The organism is Agarivorans sp. QJM3NY_29, from assembly GCF_050870835.2.
Lineage (GTDB): Bacteria > Pseudomonadota > Gammaproteobacteria > Enterobacterales > Celerinatantimonadaceae > Agarivorans.
This window is the reverse complement of record NZ_CP194036.2, coordinates 4436130-4460228: the sequence shown is the minus strand read 5'-3', so window position 1 is coordinate 4460228 and position 24099 is coordinate 4436130. Positions and strand designations below refer to the sequence as shown.

Annotated in this window: 23 protein-coding genes, 3 tRNA genes and 3 rRNA genes; 27 read left to right on the top strand and 2 right to left on the bottom strand. The window is 46.1% G+C overall.

Annotated elements, in window-relative coordinates; genetic code table 11:
• Nucleotides 1-10: 10 nt before the first annotated feature.
• Complete coding sequence (gene murI, locus ACRRS0_RS20270; RefSeq protein WP_432455793.1) at nucleotides 11-796, top strand: glutamate racemase; 786 nt, start codon at nucleotides 11-13, stop codon at nucleotides 794-796.
• Here the strand turns inward: murI and ACRRS0_RS20265 are convergent.
• Nucleotides 793-1254: an RNA recognition motif domain-containing protein gene (locus tag ACRRS0_RS20265; RefSeq protein WP_432455794.1), complete on the bottom strand. Its 462-nt coding sequence runs from the start codon at nucleotides 1252-1254 to the stop codon at nucleotides 793-795. The genes murI and ACRRS0_RS20265 overlap by 4 nt on opposite strands.
• Before the next feature lie 630 nt (nucleotides 1255-1884).
• Here ACRRS0_RS20265 and ACRRS0_RS20260 point away from each other — a divergent pair.
• The 23 genes from ACRRS0_RS20260 to rplQ all read left to right on the top strand — a co-directional run bounded on the left by ACRRS0_RS20260 (nucleotide 1885) and on the right by rplQ (nucleotide 15943).
• Nucleotides 1885-3427, top strand: a 16S ribosomal RNA gene (locus ACRRS0_RS20260).
• Between the two features lie 77 nt (nucleotides 3428-3504).
• Nucleotides 3505-3581 (top strand) — tRNA-Ile (locus tag ACRRS0_RS20255).
• A gap of 23 nt (nucleotides 3582-3604) precedes the next feature.
• Nucleotides 3605-3680 (top strand) — tRNA-Ala (locus ACRRS0_RS20250).
• A gap of 235 nt (nucleotides 3681-3915) precedes the next feature.
• A 23S ribosomal RNA gene (locus ACRRS0_RS20245) occupies nucleotides 3916-6803 on the top strand.
• 110 nt (nucleotides 6804-6913) lie between these two features.
• Nucleotides 6914-7029 (top strand): 5S ribosomal RNA (rrf, locus tag ACRRS0_RS20240).
• The 16S, 23S and 5S rRNA genes sit together here with 3 tRNA genes alongside, the layout of an rRNA operon.
• Before the next feature lie 41 nt (nucleotides 7030-7070).
• Nucleotides 7071-7146: transfer RNA gene (locus ACRRS0_RS20235), tRNA-Thr, on the top strand.
• A gap of 323 nt (nucleotides 7147-7469) precedes the next feature.
• Nucleotides 7470-7838 (top strand): 50S ribosomal protein L14, encoded by a 369-nt coding sequence (gene rplN, locus ACRRS0_RS20230; protein WP_137673757.1) that lies wholly within the window; start codon nucleotides 7470-7472, stop codon nucleotides 7836-7838.
• Between the two features lie 10 nt (nucleotides 7839-7848).
• Nucleotides 7849-8163 (top strand): 50S ribosomal protein L24, encoded by a 315-nt coding sequence (gene rplX / locus ACRRS0_RS20225; RefSeq protein ID WP_432455795.1) that lies wholly within the window; start codon nucleotides 7849-7851, stop codon nucleotides 8161-8163.
• A gap of 12 nt (nucleotides 8164-8175) precedes the next feature.
• Nucleotides 8176-8715, top strand: coding sequence for a 50S ribosomal protein L5 (gene rplE, locus ACRRS0_RS20220; protein WP_432455796.1), 540 nt, complete (start codon nucleotides 8176-8178; stop codon nucleotides 8713-8715).
• A gap of 13 nt (nucleotides 8716-8728) precedes the next feature.
• Nucleotides 8729-9034: a 30S ribosomal protein S14 gene (gene rpsN / locus ACRRS0_RS20215; protein WP_432455797.1), complete on the top strand. Its 306-nt coding sequence runs from the start codon at nucleotides 8729-8731 to the stop codon at nucleotides 9032-9034.
• Nucleotides 9035-9060: 26 nt separating this feature from the next.
• Complete coding sequence (rpsH, locus tag ACRRS0_RS20210) at nucleotides 9061-9453, top strand: 30S ribosomal protein S8 (protein ID WP_137673761.1); 393 nt, start codon at nucleotides 9061-9063, stop codon at nucleotides 9451-9453.
• A 15-nt stretch (nucleotides 9454-9468) separates the two neighbouring features.
• Nucleotides 9469-9996, top strand: coding sequence for a 50S ribosomal protein L6 (gene rplF, locus ACRRS0_RS20205; RefSeq protein ID WP_432455798.1), 528 nt, complete (start codon nucleotides 9469-9471; stop codon nucleotides 9994-9996).
• A 9-nt stretch (nucleotides 9997-10005) separates the two neighbouring features.
• Nucleotides 10006-10356, top strand: a complete 351-nt coding sequence (rplR, locus tag ACRRS0_RS20200) for a 50S ribosomal protein L18 (RefSeq protein ID WP_432455799.1) — start codon at nucleotides 10006-10008, stop codon at nucleotides 10354-10356.
• Nucleotides 10357-10366: 10 nt separating this feature from the next.
• A complete protein-coding gene (gene rpsE, locus ACRRS0_RS20195; RefSeq protein ID WP_432455800.1) occupies nucleotides 10367-10870 on the top strand; it encodes a 30S ribosomal protein S5 in 504 nt (167 codons plus the stop codon).
• A gap of 7 nt (nucleotides 10871-10877) precedes the next feature.
• The gene (rpmD, locus tag ACRRS0_RS20190) at nucleotides 10878-11060 is read left to right on the top strand and encodes a 50S ribosomal protein L30 (RefSeq protein ID WP_248713125.1); all 183 of its coding nucleotides are present in this window, start codon (nucleotides 10878-10880) and stop codon (nucleotides 11058-11060) included.
• Nucleotides 11061-11062: 2 nt separating this feature from the next.
• On the top strand, nucleotides 11063-11497 hold the full coding sequence (gene rplO, locus ACRRS0_RS20185; RefSeq protein ID WP_248713124.1) for a 50S ribosomal protein L15: 435 nt from the start codon (nucleotides 11063-11065) through the stop codon (nucleotides 11495-11497).
• Between the two features lie 9 nt (nucleotides 11498-11506).
• Nucleotides 11507-12832: a preprotein translocase subunit SecY gene (gene secY / locus ACRRS0_RS20180; RefSeq protein ID WP_432455801.1), complete on the top strand. Its 1326-nt coding sequence runs from the start codon at nucleotides 11507-11509 to the stop codon at nucleotides 12830-12832.
• Between the two features lie 40 nt (nucleotides 12833-12872).
• Entirely contained in the window at nucleotides 12873-12986 is a 114-nt protein-coding gene (rpmJ, locus tag ACRRS0_RS20175) for a 50S ribosomal protein L36 (RefSeq protein ID WP_000868186.1), read from the top strand.
• A gap of 107 nt (nucleotides 12987-13093) precedes the next feature.
• Nucleotides 13094-13450 carry a 30S ribosomal protein S13 gene (rpsM, locus tag ACRRS0_RS20170; protein ID WP_016402132.1) on the top strand — a complete coding sequence of 119 codons (357 nt, stop codon included), beginning with the start codon at nucleotides 13094-13096 and terminating at the stop codon, nucleotides 13448-13450.
• Nucleotides 13451-13463: 13 nt separating this feature from the next.
• A complete protein-coding gene (rpsK, locus tag ACRRS0_RS20165; protein WP_016402131.1) occupies nucleotides 13464-13853 on the top strand; it encodes a 30S ribosomal protein S11 in 390 nt (129 codons plus the stop codon).
• 26 nt (nucleotides 13854-13879) lie between these two features.
• Entirely contained in the window at nucleotides 13880-14500 is a 621-nt protein-coding gene (gene rpsD / locus ACRRS0_RS20160) for a 30S ribosomal protein S4 (protein ID WP_432455802.1), read from the top strand.
• A 23-nt stretch (nucleotides 14501-14523) separates the two neighbouring features.
• Nucleotides 14524-15510 carry a DNA-directed RNA polymerase subunit alpha gene (locus tag ACRRS0_RS20155; protein WP_432455803.1) on the top strand — a complete coding sequence of 329 codons (987 nt, stop codon included), beginning with the start codon at nucleotides 14524-14526 and terminating at the stop codon, nucleotides 15508-15510.
• Nucleotides 15511-15550: 40 nt separating this feature from the next.
• Nucleotides 15551-15943 (top strand): 50S ribosomal protein L17, encoded by a 393-nt coding sequence (gene rplQ / locus ACRRS0_RS20150; RefSeq protein WP_221075767.1) that lies wholly within the window; start codon nucleotides 15551-15553, stop codon nucleotides 15941-15943.
• A gap of 425 nt (nucleotides 15944-16368) precedes the next feature.
• On the opposite strand, the gene ACRRS0_RS20145 is transcribed toward rplQ, so the two are convergent.
• Nucleotides 16369-17631: an HD-GYP domain-containing protein gene (locus ACRRS0_RS20145; protein ID WP_432455804.1), complete on the bottom strand. Its 1263-nt coding sequence runs from the start codon at nucleotides 17629-17631 to the stop codon at nucleotides 16369-16371.
• Between the two features lie 156 nt (nucleotides 17632-17787).
• On the opposite strand from ACRRS0_RS20145, the gene metA reads away from it, so the two are divergent.
• The 3 genes from metA to mgtE all read left to right on the top strand — a co-directional run bounded on the left by metA (nucleotide 17788) and on the right by mgtE (nucleotide 24063).
• Nucleotides 17788-18729 (top strand): homoserine O-succinyltransferase MetA, encoded by a 942-nt coding sequence (metA, locus tag ACRRS0_RS20140; RefSeq protein ID WP_432455805.1) that lies wholly within the window; start codon nucleotides 17788-17790, stop codon nucleotides 18727-18729.
• 135 nt (nucleotides 18730-18864) lie between these two features.
• Entirely contained in the window at nucleotides 18865-22494 is a 3630-nt protein-coding gene (metH, locus tag ACRRS0_RS20135) for a methionine synthase (protein WP_432456134.1), read from the top strand.
• A gap of 231 nt (nucleotides 22495-22725) precedes the next feature.
• Nucleotides 22726-24063, top strand: a complete 1338-nt coding sequence (mgtE, locus tag ACRRS0_RS20130; protein ID WP_432455806.1) for a magnesium transporter — start codon at nucleotides 22726-22728, stop codon at nucleotides 24061-24063.
• Nucleotides 24064-24099 lie beyond the last annotated feature (36 nt).

Sequence of the window (24099 nt, the reverse complement as noted above, 5' to 3'; positions counted from 1 at the left end):
TATTTACGCGATGCATGTGCTTGTTTTCGATTCCGGAGTCGGCGGTCTCTCGGTCCTTGAGTCTGTTCAATTACTTAATCCACATCTGCAATATAGTTATTTGTTTGATAACCGTTATTTTCCTTACGGTGAACTGAGCGAGCCGGAGTTAATTGAACGGGTTTGTGAGCTAGTTGCGGTCGCAGTGGCGAAACTACAGATAGATATGGTGGTGATCGCCTGTAATTCGGCCAGTACCTTAGCGCTACCCAAATTGCGTTCGCAGCATGCCATTCCAATCGTTGGGGTGGTGCCAGCGATAAAATTAGCGGCAAGTATGAGTCAAACGGGACACTTTGGCATATTGGCAACGCCGGGAACGGTAGAGCGTCAATATACGGCACAGCTAATTCAGGACTTTGCAGCGAATTGTATAGTTGAACTGATAGGCAGTACTGAAATGGTGGTATTGGCAGAGCGTAAGTTAGCGGGAGAGTTCATCGACAGCAGAGCAGTGCATGACATTGTTGCTTCATGGTTAGCCATGGAAGATTTAGATACAGTGGTACTCGGTTGCACTCACTTCCCTCTACTAAGAGACGAGCTAAGCCAAGTATTAGGTGAAAAGGTTCAATTAATTGATTCTGGTCCAGCCATCGCCAAACGAGTGCAACACTTAGCTGGTGATTGCAATCGCATTGTATTCGACCATAAAAAAGCGGAAGTTAGTGCTTACTGCACTTTAACTTCCGCTAATACAGGCCTAGTTGACCAATTAACTGCTTATGGGATCAATTCTTTACAGTTAATAGACTAAGCTTCTTTACGTTCGTTGGCTTCGCGAACTTTTAAGGTACGTTGTTGAAACTCGTATTCGTTTAAGGCTGCAACCGCTTTGCCTGCATCTTCGCTAGCCATTTCCACAAAACCAAAGCCACGACGTTTGCCAGTTTGTTTATCTTTCAATAATCGAACTGAGACTACTTGACCATACTCGGAAAATAACTTGCGGATAGCTGATTCGTTAGCACGATAAGGCAGATTGCCGACGTATAGCGTTTGGGTATCAATGGCTTCGCCTAAGTTGTCTTCAGTTGAATCAGTTTGTGGTTCACTGTTTGATGGGCCAGCGGAGCTTAATAATACAATGGCTCCTCCAACAATCACTGCGACTGACAAATATAAAGGTTGGAGAGGTGCTACCGCGCCAGCGACGAAATAGGCTGCAATTGCGACTGCAATTAGAAACACGATGGATAGACTAGGATTTTTCATAATAAATTCAATGCTCAATGTATTCGAAATAATGGAAAGCAACTTAATTTAACAAAATTGCGACATCATGTTAGCCAGCTTTTATCGGATAAGCTAGAAAATGTACAATTTCTCTAGCAGAAACATGCTAAATGACACAATTACTTTTAATTCATAGCCTTGTTTTACCCAAAAGGTGCAGTTTTGTGGATAAGTTTGTGGATATTCTGTGGCTTTGTTGGGGGCAATCAAAATATCTCAAAATAACTGCAATTTTCTTCAAAAAAGGCTTGCACCGTAAGCGCGGATCCCTATAATGCGACTCCACTGACACGGCGGGCAGCACGCAATAGCGCAGCAGCAAGCAGTCAGGGTTGGTAAGGCCTGAGGCTTTATTAGCGACGGTTAAACGCTTCAAACTTTCCTTAGAAAAGTTCTTCGGAAAAGATTGAAAAAAGCGGTTGACAGTCACCGAGGATGGCGTAGAATGCGCACCTCGCTTCGCAAGAAGCAACGCTCTTTAACAATTTATCAAGCAATCTGTGTGAGCACTCACAGAGCACTAAGCGAAAAAAATTAGCTTAAGTGGACTGGAGTGACACACTGTTTTAACAGTAATAATTTCAGTATTTACTTTGAGCGAAAAAACTTTGATTGAAGAGTTTGATCATGGCTCAGATTGAACGCTGGCGGCAGGCTTAACACATGCAAGTCGAGCGGTAACATTTCTAGCTTGCTAGAAGATGACGAGCGGCGGACGGGTGAGTAATGCTTGGGAATATGCCTTTACGTGGGGGACAACAGTTGGAAACGACTGCTAATACCGCATAATGTCTTCGGACCAAAGGAGGGGACTCTTCGGAGCCTTTCGCGTAGAGATTAGCCCAAGTGGGATTAGCTAGTTGGTGGGGTAATGGCTCACCAAGGCGACGATCCCTAGCTGGTTTGAGAGGATGATCAGCCACACTGGGACTGAGACACGGCCCAGACTCCTACGGGAGGCAGCAGTGGGGAATATTGCACAATGGGCGAAAGCCTGATGCAGCCATGCCGCGTGTGTGAAGAAGGCCTTCGGGTTGTAAAGCACTTTCAGTTGTGAGGAAGGCAATATGCTTAATACGTATATTGTTTGACGTTAGCGACAGAAGAAGGACCGGCTAACTCCGTGCCAGCAGCCGCGGTAATACGGAGGGTCCGAGCGTTAATCGGAATTACTGGGCGTAAAGCGTACGCAGGCGGCTTTTTAAGCCAGATGTGAAATCCCCGGGCTCAACCTGGGAATGGCATTTGGAACTGGGAAGCTAGAGTTTTGTAGAGGGTGGTAGAATTTCAGGTGTAGCGGTGAAATGCGTAGAGATCTGAAGGAATACCAGTGGCGAAGGCGGCCACCTGGACAAAAACTGACGCTCATGTACGAAAGCGTGGGGAGCAAACAGGATTAGATACCCTGGTAGTCCACGCCGTAAACGATGTCTACTAGTTGTCTGTGGGTTTAACCCGTGGGTAACGCAGCTAACGCATTAAGTAGACCGCCTGGGGAGTACGGCCGCAAGGTTAAAACTCAAATGAATTGACGGGGGCCCGCACAAGCGGTGGAGCATGTGGTTTAATTCGATGCAACGCGAAGAACCTTACCTGCCCTTGACATACTAAGAACTTTCCAGAGATGGATTGGTGCCTTCGGGAGCTTAGATACAGGTGCTGCATGGCTGTCGTCAGCTCGTGTCGTGAGATGTTGGGTTAAGTCCCGCAACGAGCGCAACCCTTATCCTTATTTGCCAGCACGTGATGGTGGGAACTCTAGGGAGACTGCCGGTGATAAACCGGAGGAAGGTGGGGACGACGTCAAGTCATCATGGCCCTTACGGGCAGGGCTACACACGTGCTACAATGGCATGTACAGAGGGATGCGACCTCGCGAGAGCAAGCGGACCCCAGAAAGCATGTCGTAGTCCGGATCGGAGTCTGCAACTCGACTCCGTGAAGTCGGAATCGCTAGTAATCGTGGATCAGAATGCCACGGTGAATACGTTCCCGGGCCTTGTACACACCGCCCGTCACACCATGGGAGTGGGCTGCAAAAGAAGTGGGTAGTTTAACCTTCGGGAGGACGCTCACCACTTTGTGGTTCATGACTGGGGTGAAGTCGTAACAAGGTAGCCCTAGGGGAACCTGGGGCTGGATCACCTCCTTATTATGAACGTTTATGTTTTGTGACGTGTTCACACAGATTGCTTGATAGAAGATAAAGAGAGAAGTTGACACCTGTTTAGGTCTGTAGCTCAGCTGGTTAGAGCGCACCCCTGATAAGGGTGAGGTCGGCAGTTCAAGTCTGCCCAGACCTACCAAGGTGCAACTTTTAGTAAGAAATGGGGCTATAGCTCAGCTGGGAGAGCGCCTGCCTTGCACGCAGGAGGTCTGCGGTTCGATCCCGCATAGCTCCACCACTTCTTACCTAAAAACCAAAGATAAGTCGCCAAAAGATGGCCATTTAGCTTTGGTTTTTTTATGAACCAATGCTCTTTAACAATTTGGAAAAGCTGATAAAAAAATATCTCAAAAATACGAGTTAAATAACAAGTGTTTTTGGTATTCAAAAAATAAGGTGATCGTACTCGAGTGGCAGGATTTATACAGCCTGACCATTCAAGTGATTTAAGCGACAACATTTAGGTGTTGTATGGTTAAGTGACTAAGCGTATACGGTGGATGCCTTGGCAGTCAGAGGCGATGAAGGACGTGTTAATCTGCGATAAGCCATGTTGAGTCGATAAAAGACGTAATAGACATGGATTTCCGAATGGGGAAACCCACTGCATTTTATGCAGTATCGTAACGTGAATACATAGCGTTGCGAGGCGAACCCGGGGAACTGAAACATCTAAGTACCCGGAGGAAAAGAAATCAACCGAGATTCTGGTAGTAGCGGCGAGCGAACCCGGATTAGCCCTTAAGCTTCTTATAATTTAGTGGAACAAGCTGGAAAGTTTGGCCGTAGCGGGTGATAGCCCCGTACACGAAAGGTGATTTGAAGTGAAAACGAGTAGGACGGCACACGTGATATGTTGTCTGAATATGGGGGGACCATCCTCCAAGGCTAAATACTCCTGACTGACCGATAGTGAACCAGTACCGTGAGGGAAAGGCGAAAAGAACCCCTGTGAGGGGAGTGAAATAGAACCTGAAACCGTATACGTACAAGCAGTGGGAGCCTCTTTGTGGGGTGACTGCGTACCTTTTGTATAATGGGTCAACGACTTAATTTCAGTAGCAAGGTTAAGCGAATAGCGGAGCCGTAGGGAAACCGAGTGTTAACTGCGCGCATAGTTGCTGGGATTAGACCCGAAACCCGGTGATCTAGCCATGGGCAGGTTGAAGATTGGGTAACACCAATTGGAGGACCGAACCGACTAATGTTGAAAAATTAGCGGATGACTTGTGGCTGGGGGTGAAAGGCCAATCAAACCGGGAGATAGCTGGTTCTCCTCGAAAGCTATTTAGGTAGCGCCTCGGACGAATACTAGTGGGGGTAGAGCACTGTTAAGGCTAGGGGGTCATCCCGACTTACCAACCCTTTGCAAACTCCGAATACCACTAAGTACTATCCGGGAGACACACGGCGGGTGCTAACGTCCGTCGTGAAAAGGGAAACAACCCAGACCGTCAGCTAAGGTCCCAAAGTCATAGCTAAGTGGGAAACGATGTGGGAAGGCTTAGACAGCCAGGATGTTGGCTTAGAAGCAGCCATCATTTAAAGAAAGCGTAATAGCTCACTGGTCGAGTCGGCCTGCGCGGAAGATGTAACGGGGCTAAGCTATGCACCGAAGCTACGGGTACTTGCTTTGCAAGTGCGGTAGAGGAGCGTTCTGTAAGCCGTTGAAGGTGATTCGTAAGGATTGCTGGAGGTATCAGAAGTGCGAATGTTGACATGAGTAACGATAAAGGGGGTGAAAAGCCCCCTCGCCGAAAGACCAAGGTTTCCTGTTCAATGTTAATCAGAGCAGGGTGAGTCGGCCCCTAAGGCGAGACTGAAAAGTGTAGTCGATGGGAAACAGGTTAATATTCCTGTACTTCGTATAATTGCGATGGGAGGACGGAGAAGGCTAGGCCAGCGCGGCGATTGGTAGTCCGCGTTTAAGGTTGTAGGCTGGACACTTAGGAAAATCCGGGTGTCTAAGGCTGAGGATTGATGACGAGTCACTAAGGTGATGAAGTGGTTGATGCCCTGCTTCCAGGAAAAGTCTCTAAGCTTCAGATTATACGAAACCGTACCCCAAACCGACACAGGTGGTTGGGTAGAGAATACCAAGGCGCTTGAGAGAACTCGGGTGAAGGAACTAGGCAAAATGGTACCGTAACTTCGGGAGAAGGTACGCTGCTGTTGGTGATGGGACTTGCTCCCTAAGCTGACGGCAGTCGCAGATACCAGTTGGCTGCAACTGTTTATTAAAAACACAGCACTGTGCTAAATCGAAAGATGACGTATACGGTGTGACGCCTGCCCGGTGCCGGAAGGTTAATTGATGTGGTTAGCGCAAGCGAAGCTATTGATCGAAGCCCCGGTAAACGGCGGCCGTAACTATAACGGTCCTAAGGTAGCGAAATTCCTTGTCGGGTAAGTTCCGACCTGCACGAATGGCGTAATGATGGCCAAGCTGTCTCCACCCGAGACTCAGTGAAATTGAAATTGCCGTGAAGATGCGGTGTACCCGCGGCTAGACGGAAAGACCCCGTGAACCTTTACTACAGCTTGACACTGAACATTGACCCTACATGTGTAGGATAGGTGGGAGGCTTTGAAGCGTTGTCGCTAGATGATGTGGAGCCGACCTTGAAATACCACCCTTGTAGTGTTGATGTTCTAACGTTGTCCCGTTATCCGGGATGCGGACAGTGTCTGGTGGGTAGTTTGACTGGGGCGGTCTCCTCCCAAAGAGTAACGGAGGAGCACGAAGGTTGGCTAAGTACGGTCGGACATCGTACGGTTAGTGCAATGGCATAAGCCAGCTTAACTGCGAGACAGACACGTCGAGCAGGTACGAAAGTAGGTCATAGTGATCCGGTGGTTCTGTATGGAAGGGCCATCGCTCAACGGATAAAAGGTACTCCGGGGATAACAGGCTGATACCGCCCAAGAGTTCATATCGACGGCGGTGTTTGGCACCTCGATGTCGGCTCATCACATCCTGGGGCTGAAGTCGGTCCCAAGGGTATGGCTGTTCGCCATTTAAAGTGGTACGCGAGCTGGGTTTAGAACGTCGTGAGACAGTTCGGTCCCTATCTGCCGTGGGCGTTTGAGAATTGAAGGGAGCTGCTCCTAGTACGAGAGGACCGGAGTGGACGAACCGCTGGTGTTTGGGTTGTTATGCCAATAGCATTGCCCAGTAGCTACGTTCGGAACTGATAACCGCTGAAAGCATCTAAGCGGGAAGCAGGCCTTGAGATTAATTCTCACTAGGACTTAAAGTCCTCTGAAGGGCCGTTGGAGACTACAACGTTGATAGGCAAGGTGTGTAAGTGCTGTGAGGCATTGAGCTAACTTGTACTAATTACCCGTGAGGCTTAACCATACAACACCTAAAGGGTGTTGCTTATAGATACTTTATTTTAGAACCAAGAGTGCTTGTTATACTCGTGGGATATATCAGTTTTTTCGAATGTTAAAGACAACAAGTTTTTGCCTGGTGGCAATAGCGTTGTGGAACCACCTGAACCCATGCCGAACTCAGAAGTGAAACGCAACTGCGCCGATGATAGTGTGGGGTCTCCCCATGTGAAAGTAGGTCACTGCCAGGCGCCTATTTTAAAAACCCAGCTATGTGCTGGGTTTTTATTTCGCTGATATAGCTCAGTTGGTAGAGCGCACCCTTGGTAAGGGTGAGGTCGGCAGTTCGAATCTGCCTATCAGCACCATATTCAGAAAAGCCCGGCATTAAGCTGGGCTTTTTTGTTTCTATCGGTTTAATTATTAACCGAGTTTAGCCGTTAGATAAATGTTTCTTGACAGGATATCTAGCGATTCAAGTGAAATTACGCCCATGAAACACCTTTTTTAGGTGGGTTTTTTGTTAGTAACCTATTGTTTTTTATCTGTTTATTTATATTTTTAAACAAATTTTAGACAATCCTACCAATTCAAAATCTAGGGTGTTATAATTTCGCGCCCTTTAATTAGGCAGCCAGAGATCTCAGCGCTAATTGTTGGGATCAGTTGTAACATATAGCGGAGCACTGAAATGATCCAAATGCAATCTACTATGGACGTGGCGGATAATTCCGGCGCGCGCCGTGTACAGTGTATTAAGGTCCTAGGTGGTTCGCACCGCCGCTATGCACGAATTGGCGACATCATTAAAGTTACTGTAAAGGAAGCAATTCCACGCGGTAAAGTTAAGAAAGGTGACGTAATGAATGCAGTGGTAGTGCGTACTAGAAAAGGCGTACGTCGTCCTGATGGTTCTGTAATTCGTTTTGACCGCAATGCTGCGGTTATTCTGAATGCAAACAATCAGCCTATTGGTACTCGTATCTTTGGTCCTGTGACACGTGAACTGCGCAACGAACAGTTCATGAAAATTGTGTCTCTAGCGCCAGAAGTACTTTAAGGAGTCCAAAATGGCTAATAAAATCCAAAAAGGCGATGAAGTAATAGTTATTGCAGGTAAAGACAAAGGCAAACGCGGTAGCGTAACCAAAGTTTTACCAACCGGTAAACTATTCGTTGAAGGCGTCAACTTAATCAAGAAACACCAAAAGCCAAACCCTCAATTGGGTGTTGCAGGCGGTATTGTTGAGAAAGAAGCGGCCCTTGATGCATCAAACGTAGCGATTTTTAACCCAGCCTCAGGCAAGGGTGATCGCGTTGGTTTTCGATTTGAAGACGACAAAAAAGTTCGTGTATTCAAATCGTCTAATGAAATTGTAAAGTAACTGGAGTTAACGATGGCGAAACTGCATGACCTATATAAGGAAAGTGTGACGCCTGAACTCGTAAAGGAGTTCGGTTACAAATCCATCATGCAAGTCCCTCGGATTGAGAAAATCACCCTTAACATGGGTGTGGGTGAAGCGGTGAATGACAAGAAAGTACTAGAGCACGCGATTGCTGATCTAGCTGCTATCTCTGGTCAAAAACCACTTACTACCAAAGCTCGTAAATCTGTAGCAGGCTTTAAGATCCGTGATGGATACCCGATTGGTTGTAAAGTGACTCTACGCGGTGAGCGTATGTGGGAGTTTTTAGAGCGTTTGATTTCAATCGCAATTCCTCGTGTTCGAGATTTCCGTGGTTTGAATGCTAAGTCATTCGATGGCCGTGGTAATTACAGCATGGGTGTGCGTGAGCAAATCATCTTCCCTGAAATTGACTATGACAAAGTTGATAAGGTTCGTGGTATGGATATTACTATCACTACGACAGCCGAAACCAACGAGGAAGGCCGCGCTCTGCTGGCTGCCTTTAACTTCCCATTCCGTAAGTAAGGTAGAGTTAGTTATGGCTAAAAAATCAATGAAAGCTCGTGAAGCTAAGCGCACAGAAACTGTCGCTCGTTTCGCAGAAAAGCGCGCAGCGCTTAAAGCGATTATTAGCAGCGTGAACAGCTCAGATGAAGAGCGTTGGGACGCAGTTCTAAAATTGCAATCGTTACCTCGTGATTCAAGTCGGTCTCGTCAGCGTAACCGCTGTAACGTAACCGGTCGTCCTCATGGGTTCTTACGCAAATTCGGCTTAAGCCGTATTAAATTGCGTGAAGCTATGATGCGCGGTGAGGTTCCTGGTCTTAAGAAAGCCAGTTGGTAATCCACTTAATTACGGAGTAAACGATTATGAGCATGCAAGATCCTATTGCGGATATGTTGACTCGCGTTCGCAACGGTCAATCGGCAAATAAAGTATCTGTTGTTATGCCTTCATCTAAAGTAAAAGTGGCGATTGCTAACTTGTTACAAGAAGAAGGTTATATCACTGGCTACGCTGTGACTGGTGACGTGAAAAAGTCATTAGAAGTTACCCTCAAATATTTTGAAGGTAAAAAAGTTATTGAAAAGATTGAACGTGTAAGCCGTCCAGGTCTACGCATTTATAAAGGTGCTAAAGACCTACCTAAAGTTATGGGTGGCCTTGGTGTTGCAATCATTTCTACATCAAAAGGCGTGATGACTGACCGTGCGGCGCGTAAAGCCGGCATGGGTGGTGAAATCGTCTGTTACGTAGCTTAACCGGAGGTAGGTAATATGTCTCGCGTAGCCAAGGCTCCCGTTGCAATTCCTGCTGGCGTTGAAGTAACTCTCAACGGCCAAGAATTAACGGTTAAAGGTAGCAAAGGTACATTGACTCGCGTATTTAATGACGCGGTAGTTGTAACCAAAGAAGAGAGCGAACTTAAGTTTGCAGTTGTTGAAGGCGCTTCAACAGCTCAAGCTGGTACAGCTCGTGCTCTAAGCAACAACATGGTTGTTGGCGTTACAACTGGGTTTGAGAAAAAACTTACATTATTAGGTGTAGGTTACCGTGCTGCTGTTAAAAGCAACGTTGTAAACCTAACTTTAGGTTTTTCTCATCCTGTAGATTACACCTTACCAGAAGGTGTTACAGCAGAGTGTCCATCACAGACTGAAATCGTACTGAAAGGTGCTGATAAGCAAGTCGTTGGTCAGGTCGCAGCAGACATTCGTGCGTTCCGTCCACCAGAGCCTTATAAAGGCAAAGGTGTTCGTTACTCAGATGAAAATGTCCGCCGTAAAGAGGCTAAGAAGAAGTAGGTTAACACTATGGAAAAGAAAATTGCTCGTCTGCGTCGTGCAACACGCACTCGCAAAGCTATGCAAGAGTTGGGTAAAACCCGCCTGGTGATTCACCGTACTCCGCGCCATATTTACGCGCAGGTGATTGCACCTGATGCTAAGGTTCTTGCCACAGCATCTACAGTAGATAAAGCCGTTCGTGAAGGGCTTGAAAGTTTAGGTAATGTAGCTGCCGCTGCAGCAGTGGGCAAAGCAATTGCTGAGCGTGCTGTTGAGAAAGGCATTACAAGCGTAGCTTTCGACCGTTCTGGCTTTAAGTATCACGGCCGCGTTGCTGCGCTTGCAGAAGCTGCACGTGAAGCTGGTCTTCAGTTCTAAGGAGTGAGTCATGTCTAAATTTGAAGCACAGGCCGGTGGTGATCTGAACGAAAAGCTTATCGCCGTAAACCGTGTGTCAAAAGTAGTTAAAGGTGGTCGTATCTTCAGTTTCACTGCGTTAACCGTAGTGGGTGATGGTAACGGTCGCGTAGGGTTTGGTTATGGTAAAGCACGTGAAGTTCCAGCTGCGATTCAAAAAGCAATGGAAAAAGCGCGTCGTAACCTTACTAGTGTACAGCTGAGAGGCACTACACTGCAGCATCCTATTAAGGGTCGCCACTCTGGGTCGCGTGTTTACATGCAACCTGCATCAGAGGGTACTGGTATTATTGCCGGTGGTGCGATGCGTGCTGTTCTAGAAGTTGCTGGTGTGCAGAACGTATTGTCAAAAGCATACGGTTCTACTAACCCAATCAACATTGTTCGCGCTACTATCGACGCTCTTGAGAATATGCATTCTCCACAAGACGTTGCTGCGAAGCGTGGCCTAAGCGTCCAAGAAATTCTGGGGTAATAAAGCCATGTCGAACAAAATTAAAGTAACACAGACTAAAAGCAGTATTGGGCGTTTGCCTAAGCACCGCGCAACCTTAACTGGTTTAGGTCTTCGCCGTATTAATCATACTGTTGAACTTGAGGATACTCCTTGTATTCGCGGTATGATTAATAAAGTTTATTACATGGTTAAGGTTGAGGGGGAATAATCATGCGTTTGAATACTCTTTCTCCAGCGGCAGGCTCTAAGCCAGCTGCTAAACGTGTAGGACGTGGTATTGGTTCTGGTTTAGGTAAAACCGGTGGTCGTGGTCACAAAGGTCAGAAATCTCGTTCTGGCGGTAGTGTGCGTCCAGGTTTCGAAGGCGGTCAAATGCCATTGAAACAACGTTTGCCTAAATTTGGTTTTACTTCACGTAAATCAATGGTAACTGCAGAAGTTCGCACTAGTGAGCTAGCTAAAGTTACCGCTGACGTGGTAGATTTGGACGCTTTGAAGGCGGCTGGTCTTATTACTCGCAACATTAAGTTTGCAAAAGTAGTACTATCTGGCGAAGTAAAAGCACCAGTTACCTTACGTGGCCTGCGTGTAACTAAAGGCGCACTAGCAGCAATTGAAGCTGCTGGCGGTAAAATCGAGGAATAAGTACAAAACATGGCTAAGAATCCAGGAACAGCATCAGCAAGTGCACAAGGTGGCTTAAGCGAGCTTAAGAGTCGTTTACTATTCGTGCTCGGGGCCATTATTGTGTTCCGAACCGGCTCCTTTGTGCCGCTACCTGGGATTGATGCCGCTGTACTGGCCGCGTTGTTTGATCAGCAAAAGGGTACCATTCTGGAAATGTTTAACATGTTTTCAGGTGGTGCACTTTCACGTGCTTCTATTTTCGCGTTAGGAATCATGCCATATATTTCGGCATCGATTATTATCCAGTTATTGACTGTGGTTCACCCAACGCTTGCCGAACTTAAAAAGGAAGGCGAGTCGGGTCGACGTAAAATTAGTCAGTACACGCGTTATAGCACGCTGGTTTTAGCAACTTTCCAAGCTGTTGGTATTGCCACAGGCTTACCAAATATGATGGCGGGTCTGGTGATTCACCCAGGTCTACCATTCTATTTCACTGCGGTGGTTAGTTTGGTAACAGGAACAATGTTCCTGATGTGGTTAGGTGAGCAAATTACCGAACGTGGTATTGGCAACGGGATTTCGATTCTGATTTTTGCTGGTATTGTGGCAGGGTTGCCTGCAGCGATCGGTAAGACGGCTGAACAGGCGCGTCAAGGAGAGTTACACCTATTGTTACTCTTGTTAATCATTGCTCTAGTGTTCGCTGTGACCTTCTTGGTGGTGTTTATCGAACGTGGACAACGTCGTATCGTTGTTAACTACGCTAAACGTCAACAGGGTCGCAAGGTGTTTGCTGCGCAAAGTACACATTTACCACTTAAGGTAAACATGGCCGGGGTTATCCCAGCAATTTTTGCTTCAAGTATTATTCTGTTCCCTGGAACTATCGCTCAGTGGTTTGGTCAAAACGAAAGCTTGTCGTTTTTGTCTGAGATATCACTGACGCTACAACCCGGGCAACCGTTATATGTGTTCTTGTATGCATCAGCCATTATCTTCTTTTGTTTCTTCTATACTGCGTTGGTATTTAACCCTCGTGAGACAGCAGACAACTTGAAGAAGAGTGGCGCGTTTATTCCGGGTATTCGCCCTGGTGAACAAACATCGCGATACATAGACAAGGTGATGACTCGTTTAACCCTAGCTGGTGCTTTGTACATCACGTTTGTATGTTTAATTCCTGAGTTTATGATGCTTGGACTTAATGTTCAGTTTTACTTCGGTGGTACTTCGTTACTGATCGTTGTAGTGGTCATCATGGACTTTATGGCTCAGGTCCAGACCCATTTGATGTCTCATCAATATGGTTCGGTTCTGAAAAAAGCTAATCTTAAAGGTTACGGCCGTTAGGCTCCCTTGGGATTGGACTTTAACTTTTACGGAGATAGCAATGAAAGTACGTGCATCCGTTAAGAAAATCTGCCGTAACTGTAAAGTTATCAAGCGCAACGGTGTTGTGCGGGTAATTTGCAGTGAGCCAAAGCATAAACAGCGCCAAGGCTAGTTAGTAGATTTCAAGACAATATTATTTGCAATGTGGTCATCTGTTGAGTATCCTTACGGGCTTTTCACAGATGGCCTTCGTTTACACGAAAAAATAGGAGTGTGCCAATGGCCCGTATAGCCGGCATTAACATTCCTGATCAGAAGCATGCAGTTATCGCTTTAACTGCAATCTTCGGCATCGGCTTAACCCGTTCACAAAAAATTTGTGCGGCAGCTGGTATTGCTGAAGATGTTAAGATCAGAGAACTTGACGAAACACAGATCGACAAACTTCGTGACGAAGTGGCTAAATTCACTGTTGAAGGTGATCTACGCCGTGAAGTTTCCATGAACATTAAGCGCCTGATGGACCTCGGTTGTTACCGCGGACTCCGTCATCGTCGCAGTTTGCCCCTTCGCGGTCAGCGCACTAAAACTAATGCGCGTACCCGTAAAGGTCCTCGCAAACCTATTAAGAAATAAGGGGTGAGTGAAAATGGCTAAAACTCCGACTCGCGCTCGTAAACGCGTAAAAAAACAAGTTGCTGATGGCATGGCTCATATCCACGCCTCTTTCAACAATACTATCGTGACTATCACTGATCGTCAGGGCAACGCGCTTTCTTGGGCTACCGCAGGTGGTTCAGGTTTCCGTGGTTCTCGTAAGTCTACTCCGTTTGCTGCACAGGTTGCTGCTGAACGTGCTGCGGAAGCAGCTAAAGACTACGGCCTTAAGAACGTAGAAGTGTTTGTAAACGGCCCAGGTCCTGGTCGAGAGTCTTCAATCCGCGCATTACATGCTGCTGGTTTCCGCGTGACTAACATCACCGACGTGACTCCGATTCCACACAATGGTTGTCGTCCACCGAAGAAACGCCGCGTGTAGTTTCTGGATAGATTGGAGAAAGAAAAATGGCAAGATATTTAGGTCCAAAGCTTAAACTTAGCCGTCGTGAAGGTACCGATCTTTTTTTGAAAAGTGGTGTCCGCGCGATCGACACAAAGTGTAAGCTGGATACAGCACCTGGACAACATGGTGCTCGTAAAGCGCGTCTTTCAGACTACGGTTTACAGCTTCGTGAGAAGCAAAAAGTTCGTCGTTTATACGGCATTCTTGAGAAACAATTCCGCAATTACTATAAAGCCGCTGCTCGCTTAAAAGGCAACACCGGTGAGAACTTGCTGCAATTGTTGGAAAGTCGTTTAGACAACGTTGTTTATCGTTTAGGTTTTGGTGCAACTCGCGCTGAAGCTCGTCAACTAGTTAGCCATAAAGCTATCCTAGTTAATGGTAAAGTAGTTAATATTCCTTCTTACAAGGTGTTAGCTGAAGACGTTGTTAGTGTTCGTGAAAAATCTAAGAAGCAAGCGCGTATTGTTGCTTCATTAGAAATCGCCGGACAACGTGAAGCGGCAACGTGGGTAGAAGTAGACGCAACTAAGATGGAAGGTGTTTTCAAACGCTTACCTGAGCGCGCTGACCTGTCTGCGGAAATTAACGAACAGCTGATCGTCGAACTTTACTCTAAGTAAAGTTGAATTATAGAGAGGACACAATGCAGGGTTCTGTAACAGAGTTTCTAAAACCAAGGCTAGTTGAGATCGAACAAGTTAGCCCAACTCGTGCAAAGGTTACGCTTGAGCCATTAGAGCGTGGCTTTGGCCACACTTTAGGTAATGCTCTTCGTCGTATTCTTTTATCTTCTATGCCTGGTTGTGCGGTAACGGAAGTGGAAATCGATGGCGTGCTGCATGAGTACAGCAGTAAGGAAGGCATTCAAGAAGACATCTTGGAGATCTTGCTAAACCTCAAAGGTATTGCTGTGAAGTTAGAAGGTAAAGACGAAGTTACCCTTAGTCTTACCAAGTCTGGAGCAGGTCCTGTGGTTGCAGGCGACATTCAGCATGACGCTGATGTCGAAATCACTAATCCTGAGCACGTTATTTGTCACTTGAGCAGCAACGCTGAAATCAGCATGCGTATCAAGGTAGAACGTGGTCGCGGTTACGTACCAGCTTCAGTTCGGGTTCATTCTGAAGATGAAGAGCGTCCTATCGGTCGTTTGCTTGTTGACGCGGCTTATAGCCCAGTTGAGCGTATTGCTTATACTGTGGAAGCTGCTCGTGTTGAGCAACGTACTGATTTGGACAAATTGGTTATCGATATGGAAACCAATGGTACTCTTGATCCAGAAGAAGCCATCCGCCGCAGCGCAACAATTCTTGCTGAGCAGTTGGATGCCTTCGTTGACTTACGTGATGTAAGTGAACCAGAAGAAAAAGAAGAGAAGCCAGAGTTTGATCCAATCCTGCTTCGTCCTGTCGATGATCTAGAGTTGACAGTTCGCTCTGCTAACTGTTTGAAGGCAGAAGCGATTCATTACATTGGTGACTTGGTACAGCGTACCGAGGTTGAGCTACTTAAAACGCCTAACTTAGGCAAAAAGTCGCTTACAGAAATCAAAGATGTTCTAGCATCACGTGGTCTTTCTCTAGGTATGCGCCTAGAAAATTGGCCGCCAGCTAGTATCGCTGATAAGTAAAGTCACTAGTTTTAACGTCTTATTATAGAAGGATAAGGTCATGCGCCATCGTCAGAGTGGTCGTCAATTGAACCGAAATAGTAGCCATCGTCAGGCTATGTTCCGGAATATGGCCAGTTCATTGGTTCGCCATGAGGTTATCAAGACAACATTGCCTAAAGCCAAAGAGCTTCGTCGTGTTGTTGAGCCATTGATTACATTGGCTAAGAATGACAGTGTTGCCAACCGTCGTTTAGCTTTTGCTCGTACTCGTGATGCAGAAGTGGTTGGTAAGTTATTTGCTGAAATTGGTCCACGATTCAAAGAACGTGCAGGCGGTTATACTCGCATTTTAAAATGTGGTTTCCGTGCTGGCGACAATGCCCCTATGGCATACATTGAATTGCTAGACCGTCCAGAAGTTGAAGAAGTTGCTGAAGAAGCAGCTGAGTAAACTCGGACAACGCTTTAAAAGCCGGACTTAGGTCCGGCTTTTTTTTGCCTTAAATATGGCTGACACTCGAGCGAGTCACTCTGCCGATTGACAGTTTTTTAGCCTCTGTCTGCTATTGATTTTAAACGGCCGACATTCATCACAAATCTATTTCATACTAATTGATTACTTATATATTCAACTTATTGCGCTGAATAGCTCTGTCGATAATCAGACATAAAGTGCAGTTGTTCGTGACTCTAATTACAAGATAGATAACCTTATTCGCACTGATTTTGGCCAGCAACAATCAACAGATAATGGATTGGGCTGGTATTAGTCGTAAGCTGACAAATGTTAGCTTAGTTACAGACTCCAAAGGGACTTAGCAAAGCCATGTGTATATTTGCTGCGTCGTCTTCATCGCTTATCTCATGGTGTCTGCTCTATAGGTGCTTGTTGTTGTCAAAAAAGTAGGAGATCCGAGCACGTGGATTTAAGTATTCAAATATTTCTTCGGGTAATGCGCTAGGTTTTACCGCTTTTTCGATGGTGAGGCCCGCAGCTTCCAAGTCGATAATGGGGGCTTCGGTACGAGGAATATTGGCATCATATACTTGCACCGTTGGATACAATAAACGTTCTGAATTGACTGACATGACTAGACCAAACTGCCCAGAGCTTAATTGCACAACACTGCCTGGTGGATAGATCCCTAATAAACGGATCAACACCCCTAAATCAGCGTTGTTAAGTTGTTGTTTACGTTGCTTATACATATAAGCAATAACCGTAAATGGAATACGTGACAGTCGCGGATCTCGGGGATGACAGAGGCTGTCGTAATCATTGACGACCGCGATTAATTGGGCGAGACGATCGATTTCATCGCCCTTTAATTTCTGTGGGTAACCGCTGCCATCGAGATATTCGTGATGCTGGAAGGCAATTGTTTTTACTTGCGGAGGAAGGGTCGAAGATAGTTTTAAAAAATCGGCACCGTACTTGGTATGCAGTTTTAATAAATTTGCTTCTTGAGGGGTCAGTTTCCCGGGTTTACGTAGAATTTTATCAGGGATCTTCATTTTCCCGACATCATGAAATAAGCCTGCTATACCCAGAACTTTGATGTCTCGCTCAGAAAAACCCGCAGCTTTAGCTAGCATCATCGATAAAATGGAAACGTTGAGGCTATGATAATAGAAGCTATCAGCATCTTTGCTGTCATTCATTAAATGTAAGACGACGTTCTCACCAGAGAGTAGATCTTCCGCTAGATTGTCAATAAGCGCGGTGGCATCGTTCACCGCATTGAGCGGTCTATTTTTTAATTTTCCCATCACCGCTCGAACTTGAGCCATAGAACGGTCGAACTCGTTCTCCACCTTCATTAAATTTCGACGATAGTTTTTCAGCTCCTCGATACGAGAACGCTTTTCCTGCCAAAGTGCTTCCTGAGCTTTATTTGATGCGTCCTTGTTATCATTATTTCCCTGCTCTTTACTCTGGTCGACAGGTAAGGGGGCGTTATCGCTTTTTTCAGGAACTACGATGACATGTTTTAATCCCAGATTTCGAATCACTTCGATCTGGTCTTGGCTTTTTATTTTGAAACTAGTGAACATGAAAGGGTGTTCTCCCCATTTTACGGGAAGTTTAACGAAAACACCTGTTTGTAAACGTTCTACACTTAGTTTTATTTCGGCCATTTGCCTTTACAACTCAAAAAATACTTATTGCATTATGAATAAATATCAACACAAAAGCAGCTGATTTTAACAAGTTCTAGACTTATAGATAGATCCAATTACAATAGGCCTCTAGATGTCTAGACATTCAAACTTGTAGTTAAAGTGGAGTAAATCATGCCAATATGCATTCCGGACCAGTTGCCCGCCGCGGAGGTGTTGCGCAATGAAAATATTTTTGTGATGCCAGAGAGTCGCGCAGCGCATCAAGATATACGTCCTTTGGAGGTGCTCCTACTTAATTTGATGCCGAAGAAAATTGAGACTGAAAATCAGTTGCTACGTTTGTTATCGAACTCGCCGTTGCAAGTGAATGTAAGGTTATTGCGTATTGACCATCGCGTCTCTAAGAATACTCCGCAGGAGCACATCGATAGGTTTTATCGAGATTTTGATAAGTTAAGAGAACGTAATTTCGATGGCTTGATTATTACTGGGGCCCCTTTGGGCCAAGTTCCCTTTGAGGAGGTATATTACTGGGACCAAATCAAGGAGATTATCGATTGGTCTACCACCCACGTTACCTCGACTCTGTTTTTATGCTGGGCTGCACAAGCTGCCTTATATCATTTGTATGGTTTGGAAAAGCAAACTCGTGAAGACAAGTTATCGGGCGTTTATTGGCATCAGACCAAGCACAAACACAATCCTTTGGTTCGTGGTTTTGACGATGCTTTTCTCGCCCCGCTATCGCGTTTTGCTCATTTTGATTCAAATAGGATCACCGAAGATACAGATTTGCAGGTGTTAGGCGATAGTGAGCTGGCGGGAAGTTATCTATTTGCCAGTGAGGATTTTCGTCAAGTATTTATTACCGGACATCCAGAGTATGCCGCAGATACTTTACATAATGAGTATTTGAGAGATTTGCAAGAAGGGCTCGCGCCGATGTTACCAGAAAATTATTACCCTAATGATGATTGCCAAGCCACGCCTTGTGCGACTTGGCGTAGTCATGGGCATCTTTTATATAACAACTGGTTGAATTACTGTGTTTATCAAATCACCCCTTACAATTTGGCTGAACTGCAGCCTAAATCCGATAATATCTTGAAATAATTTCATATAACTTTAAGCCAGCAAAGCCCCGATAGGCAGTGTGCTACACTGCCTTTTTTTAAATCTCTGCAATACCAATAGGATGTTCCCGTGTCAGTAAGGCTTGAACTAGAAAAACAATTATTGCAACGAATCATGATTATTGATGGTGGTATGGGCACCATGATCCAGTCTTATAAGTTGCAAGAGGCTGACTATCGTGGGGAGCGTTTTGCTGATTGGCATACCGATGTAAAAGGCAACAACGACATGTTGGTGCTGACCCAAGCGAAGATTATTGCAGATATTCATCGTGAGTATTTGTTAGCGGGCGCCGATATTCTCGAAACCAATACCTTTAATGCCACCACTATCGCCATGGCTGATTATGATATGCAGGATTATTCTGCTGAAATCAATCGCGAAGCCGCACGTTTAGCTAGGCAGGTGGCCGATGAGGTGACGGCCCTTCAGCCTGAGCGCCCACGTTTTGTAGCTGGGGTATTAGGGCCAACTAACCGTACTTGTTCTATCTCTCCTGATGTGAATGATCCCGGCTTTCGTAATGTCACTTTTAATGAGTTAGTCGAAGCCTATAAGGAATCGACTATCGCGTTAATTGAAGGGGGTTGTGACCTAATTCTTATCGAGACGATCTTTGATACCTTAAATGCCAAAGCTGCGGTATTCGCGGTTAAAACCGTCTTTGATGAATTGTCTATCGAACTGCCGATTATGATCTCTGGCACCATTACTGACGCCTCTGGTCGAACCTTGAGCGGTCAAACCACAGAAGCATTTTATAATGCCTTACGCCACGCAGAACCGATTAGTATGGGACTTAACTGTGCATTGGGGCCTGATGAGCTGCGTCAGTATGTGGAAGAGCTTAGCCGGGTGAGTGAAAGCTATGTATCGGCTCATCCGAATGCCGGCCTGCCGAATGCTTTTGGTGAATACGATCTTGAAGCGACCGAAATGGCGGAACACATTGGTGAATGGGCTCGTGCCGGTTTCCTAAACCTTGTCGGTGGATGTTGTGGGACCACGCCGGAGCATATTAAGGCGATGGCTGAGGCTGTTGAAGGGGTTGCGCCGCGTCAACGACCTGAAATTGAAGTGGCCTGCCGTTTGTCTGGTTTGGAACCGCTCACGATCACGCCTGAAACACTATTTGTGAACGTTGGTGAACGGAATAACGTGACCGGTTCGGCGATGTTTAAACGGTTAATCGTCGAGGAAAATTACGATAAAGCGATTGAAATAGCACTGACCCAAGTGGAAAACGGCGCGCAAATCATTGATGTCAACATGGATGAGGGGATGTTGGATTCAAAAGCTGCGATGGTGCGCTTTTTGAATATGATCGCCGGTGAGCCTGATATCGCTAAGGTACCGGTGATGATCGACTCGTCTAAGTGGGAGATTCTTGAAGCGGGTCTGCAGTGTGTCCAGGGCAAACCCGTCGTGAACTCCATTTCCATGAAAGAAGGCGTGGAGCCCTTTATTCGTCAGGCTAAAATTTTACGTCGCTACGGTGCTGCGGTGATTGTTATGGCCTTTGATGAAGAGGGCCAGGCAGATACCCGTGAGCGTAAGTTTGAGATCTGTAGCAAGTCCTACGATATTTTGGTGAATCAGGTGGGTTTTCCACCGGAAGATATCATTTTTGACCCCAATATTTTTGCGGTTGCGACCGGTATTGATGAGCATAATAACTATGCCGTTGATTTTATCGAAGCGGTCAAAGATATTAAACAAAATCTACCCCACGCGATGATCTCAGGTGGAGTGTCTAACGTTAGTTTCTCCTTCCGCGGGAATAATCCAGTTCGAGAAGCGATTCATGCGGTGTTTTTGTATTATGCCATTAAAAATGGCATGGACATGGGGATTGTTAATGCAGGTCAACTGGCCATTTACGAAGACATTCCTAAGGAACTAAAAGATAAAGTCGAGGCAGTTGTTCTTAATACGCATAACAATGCGACTGAAGAACTACTCGAAATTGCCGAGAAGTATCGTGGTGACGGGAGTCAGCAAGAGAATAGTCAAGACCAAGAATGGCGGAGTTGGCCGGTTAACAAACGTCTTGAGCACGCCTTGGTGAAGGGGATCACAGAATTCATCGAAGATGATACCGAATTAGCCCGTCAAGCTGCAGAGCGCCCTTTACATGTGATTGAAGGGCCCTTGATGGATGGCATGAATGTGGTCGGCGATCTGTTTGGTGAAGGGAAAATGTTTTTACCGCAGGTGGTTAAATCGGCGCGAGTGATGAAACGAGCGGTGGCTTATCTGCAACCCTTTATTGAAGCGGAGAAAGGTGAGGGGAAGCGCTCTAACGGTAAAATTGTGATGGCCACCGTAAAAGGTGATGTGCATGATATTGGTAAAAATATTGTTGGAGTAGTGCTGCAGTGTAATAATTTTGAGGTTATTGATCTCGGGGTGATGGTGCCTTGCGATAAGATCTTAAAAGTCGCTAAAGAAGAAAATGTGGATATGATCGGTCTATCAGGGCTGATCACTCCGTCGCTAGATGAAATGGTGCATGTCGCTAAAGAAATGCAACGTACAGGCATGGATATCCCTTTACTGATTGGTGGTGCAACAACCTCCAAGGCGCATACAGCGGTGAAGATCGAGCAAAACTACCAACATCCGGTGGTCTATGTTTCCAACGCCTCACGAGCGGTTGGGGTATGTGCAAGTTTATTATCTGATGAACAGCGGCCGGATTTTGTTAAAAAGTTAGCCAAAGATTATGAGATTGTTCGAGAGCAACATGCGCGCAAACGTCCGCGTACCCCACCTGTCAGCCTTGAAGTCGCCCGCGCCAATAAGTTGCAGCTTGATTGGGAAAATTATACGCCGCCAGTGCCGAAGCAATTGGGGATCCAGCATTTCGAAGACGTCGCTATCTCAGAGATTGAACCTTACATTGATTGGACGCCATTCTTCATGACCTGGTCTTTGGCCGGAAAATATCCACGTATTCTAGAAGATAAAGTAGTTGGCGAAGAGGCCAAACGCTTATTTGCCGATGCCAAAGCAATGTTAGAGCGATTTAAACAAAAACGTGAGGTTAAAGTTTCTGGTGTATTTGGTTTGTTCCCAGCCAATAGTGTGGGTGATGATATAGAAATTTACCGTGATGAATCTCGCTCTGAGTTATTGGGGGTAAGCTGCCAACTTCGCCAGCAAACCGAGAAGGCGAAAGCGGCTAACTATTGTTTGGCTGATTTCATCGCACCTAAATCTAGCGGTAAAGCCGATTATTTTGGTGGTTTTGCGGTCACTGGTGGATTTGGTGAAGATGAATTGGCGGAGGCTTATAAAGCAGAAGGCGATGATTACAACGCGATCATGGTGAAGGCGATAGCTGATCGTTTAGCGGAGGGATTTGCTGAATACTTGCATGCTCAGGTACGTAAAAGGTTTTGGGGCTATGCGGCCGATGAAAGGCTCGCTTATGAAGAGCTAATCCGTGAAAACTATCAAGGGATCCGCCCTGCGCCGGGCTACCCTGCTTGTCCGGAACATACTGAAAAAGGCTTGATTTGGGAGCTGTTAGAGGTTGAGCAACGGATTGGGATGCAGTTAACGGATAGCTATGCGATGTGGCCTGGAGCCGCTGTGTCTGGCTGGTATTTCTCTCACCCTGATAGTCGCTATTTTGCAGTGGCTTCGATCCAACGCGATCAGGTAGCGGATTATGCGCAACGTAAAAATATGAGTTTAGAGCAAGCCGAGCGTTGGCTGGCGCCTAACTTGGGTTACTAGCGTTTAGTCATTTGTTTTCCTGCCGCTTATTTCGCCTGATAAGCGGCATAAATTCCTTGTATTAAAAGCATAACCCTCCTACAATTTGCGCCGATTTTGTCATCGAGATTTGTTTATGACCCCTGACCCCGACAGTCGACATTTAAATTCTTTTTCCTATTTTCTATCACCGTTTTTCATCGCGTAGTCGGTCATTTTTCGCCGAGCTCTATGCGATAGCTGGAGCAGTTAATGGCACATCTTCACCAAAAATTAGAGCTTGCCTTAGTTAGTCTTGATAAATCAAGTTTGCGTGCAACTTTAGACGATTACCACCTTGCCGATATTGGTAAAGCACTCGCTGAATTCGACCCTAAAGAAGCGCTTCCGTTAATTTCGATGTTCTCTTTGGCAGATCGAGCCAAAGTTTTTTCCTATCTTCCTCCTTATTTGCAAGCTGAAGTTGCAGGCTTGATGAAACGACATAAATTAGCGGCTTTGTTTTCCCGAATGGATGCTGATGAACGAGCTGATTTGTACAATGATTTAGATGAGGAACAACAGGCGATGGTGCTTCCTGGTTTAGCGCAGGCTGAACGTGAAGATCTACGTCAACTCGCCAGTTATGCGGAGGGAACGGTTGGTGCGATTATGACTTCTGATTACGCTACGCTGAAGGAGCATTGGTTAGTGAGCCGAGCGCTCAAGCAGTTGCGTTTAGAAGCGCCCGATAAGGAAACGATTTATCAAACCTACGTGATTAATGCGCAGCGTCGCTTGTTGGGGACGATCTCCTTACGTGAATTGATTCTAGCCTCGCCAGATAAGCAGGTCAGTGAGTTGATGCGTACCGAAGTGGTTGCAATGGCGGTCGAGGATAGTCAAGAGCACGCCAGTCAGCAGATCCGTCATTATGATTTGCTGGCATTACCAGTGGTAGATGAGCAGCACAAACTGGTGGGTATTGTCACCTATGACGACGCCATGGATGCGGCTGTGGAAGAAGCCACCGAGGATGCGCAAAAGAGTGCTTCAGTGGGGAAGCTGGATCAAACCGTCGACCGAGTGAGCATCTGGGAACTGTACCGTAAGCGAGTGCTGTGGTTAGTATTATTAGTATTTGGTGCGATGTTTTCCGGCGCAGGAATTGCGCATTTCGAAGATATCATTGCCAGCCATGTGGCCTTAGTATTCTTTTTACCTTTATTAATCGGTAGCGGCGGTAACGCCGGTTCTCAAGCCGCAGCCTTAATGGTGCGAGCCTTAGCTACTGGTGAAGTTGATAAAAGTGACTGGGCGAAGTTATTTAGTCGCGAATTGCTGGTTGGCTTGGCGCTTGGTATGACGATGGCGATTGCTGTCTATGGGGTGGGTATATATCGTGGCGGCCCAGAGGTGGCGTTGATAGTATCGATGTCGATGGTGGTTATCGTATTGGTCGGATCTTTGGTCGGTCTTAGTTTGCCGTTTTTATTAAACAAAATGAAGCTAGACCCTGCCACCGCTTCGGGGCCATTGGTTGCCACTATTGCCGATGTCTCTGGGGTATTAGTGTACTTTAGCTTAGCCAGTGTTCTGTTGCATTGGTAGCAAAAGAAAATCTGGCGGGTCACGATGACCTGCCAA

Excerpts from the sequence above, each read along its gene's own strand:
- rplN (WP_137673757.1), top strand. The coding sequence starts at position 7,470 with ATGATCCAAATGCAATCTACTATGGACGTGGCGGATAATTCCGGCGCG.
- rpmJ (WP_000868186.1), top strand. The coding sequence starts at position 12,873 with ATGAAAGTACGTGCATCCGTTAAGAAAATCTGCCGTAACTGTAAAGTT.
- mgtE (WP_432455806.1), top strand. The coding sequence starts at position 22,726 with ATGGCACATCTTCACCAAAAATTAGAGCTTGCCTTAGTTAGTCTTGAT.
- rpsD (WP_432455802.1), top strand. The coding sequence starts at position 13,880 with ATGGCAAGATATTTAGGTCCAAAGCTTAAACTTAGCCGTCGTGAAGGT.
- ACRRS0_RS20265 (WP_432455794.1), bottom strand. The coding sequence starts at position 1,254 with ATGAAAAATCCTAGTCTATCCATCGTGTTTCTAATTGCAGTCGCAATT.
- ACRRS0_RS20145 (WP_432455804.1), bottom strand. The coding sequence starts at position 17,631 with ATGGCCGAAATAAAACTAAGTGTAGAACGTTTACAAACAGGTGTTTTC.
- rplF (WP_432455798.1), top strand. The coding sequence starts at position 9,469 with ATGTCTCGCGTAGCCAAGGCTCCCGTTGCAATTCCTGCTGGCGTTGAA.
- secY (WP_432455801.1), top strand. The coding sequence starts at position 11,507 with ATGGCTAAGAATCCAGGAACAGCATCAGCAAGTGCACAAGGTGGCTTA.
- rpsE (WP_432455800.1), top strand. The coding sequence starts at position 10,367 with ATGTCTAAATTTGAAGCACAGGCCGGTGGTGATCTGAACGAAAAGCTT.
- rpsK (WP_016402131.1), top strand. The coding sequence starts at position 13,464 with ATGGCTAAAACTCCGACTCGCGCTCGTAAACGCGTAAAAAAACAAGTT.
- rplR (WP_432455799.1), top strand. The coding sequence starts at position 10,006 with ATGGAAAAGAAAATTGCTCGTCTGCGTCGTGCAACACGCACTCGCAAA.
- rplX (WP_432455795.1), top strand. The coding sequence starts at position 7,849 with ATGGCTAATAAAATCCAAAAAGGCGATGAAGTAATAGTTATTGCAGGT.
- rpmD (WP_248713125.1), top strand. The coding sequence starts at position 10,878 with ATGTCGAACAAAATTAAAGTAACACAGACTAAAAGCAGTATTGGGCGT.
- murI (WP_432455793.1), top strand. The coding sequence starts at position 11 with ATGCATGTGCTTGTTTTCGATTCCGGAGTCGGCGGTCTCTCGGTCCTT.
- rplO (WP_248713124.1), top strand. The coding sequence starts at position 11,063 with ATGCGTTTGAATACTCTTTCTCCAGCGGCAGGCTCTAAGCCAGCTGCT.
- rpsN (WP_432455797.1), top strand. The coding sequence starts at position 8,729 with ATGGCTAAAAAATCAATGAAAGCTCGTGAAGCTAAGCGCACAGAAACT.
- metH (WP_432456134.1), top strand. The coding sequence starts at position 18,865 with ATGATTATTGATGGTGGTATGGGCACCATGATCCAGTCTTATAAGTTG.
- rplQ (WP_221075767.1), top strand. The coding sequence starts at position 15,551 with ATGCGCCATCGTCAGAGTGGTCGTCAATTGAACCGAAATAGTAGCCAT.
- metA (WP_432455805.1), top strand. The coding sequence starts at position 17,788 with ATGCCAATATGCATTCCGGACCAGTTGCCCGCCGCGGAGGTGTTGCGC.
- rpsM (WP_016402132.1), top strand. The coding sequence starts at position 13,094 with ATGGCCCGTATAGCCGGCATTAACATTCCTGATCAGAAGCATGCAGTT.
- ACRRS0_RS20155 (WP_432455803.1), top strand. The coding sequence starts at position 14,524 with ATGCAGGGTTCTGTAACAGAGTTTCTAAAACCAAGGCTAGTTGAGATC.
- rplE (WP_432455796.1), top strand. The coding sequence starts at position 8,176 with ATGGCGAAACTGCATGACCTATATAAGGAAAGTGTGACGCCTGAACTC.
- rpsH (WP_137673761.1), top strand. The coding sequence starts at position 9,061 with ATGAGCATGCAAGATCCTATTGCGGATATGTTGACTCGCGTTCGCAAC.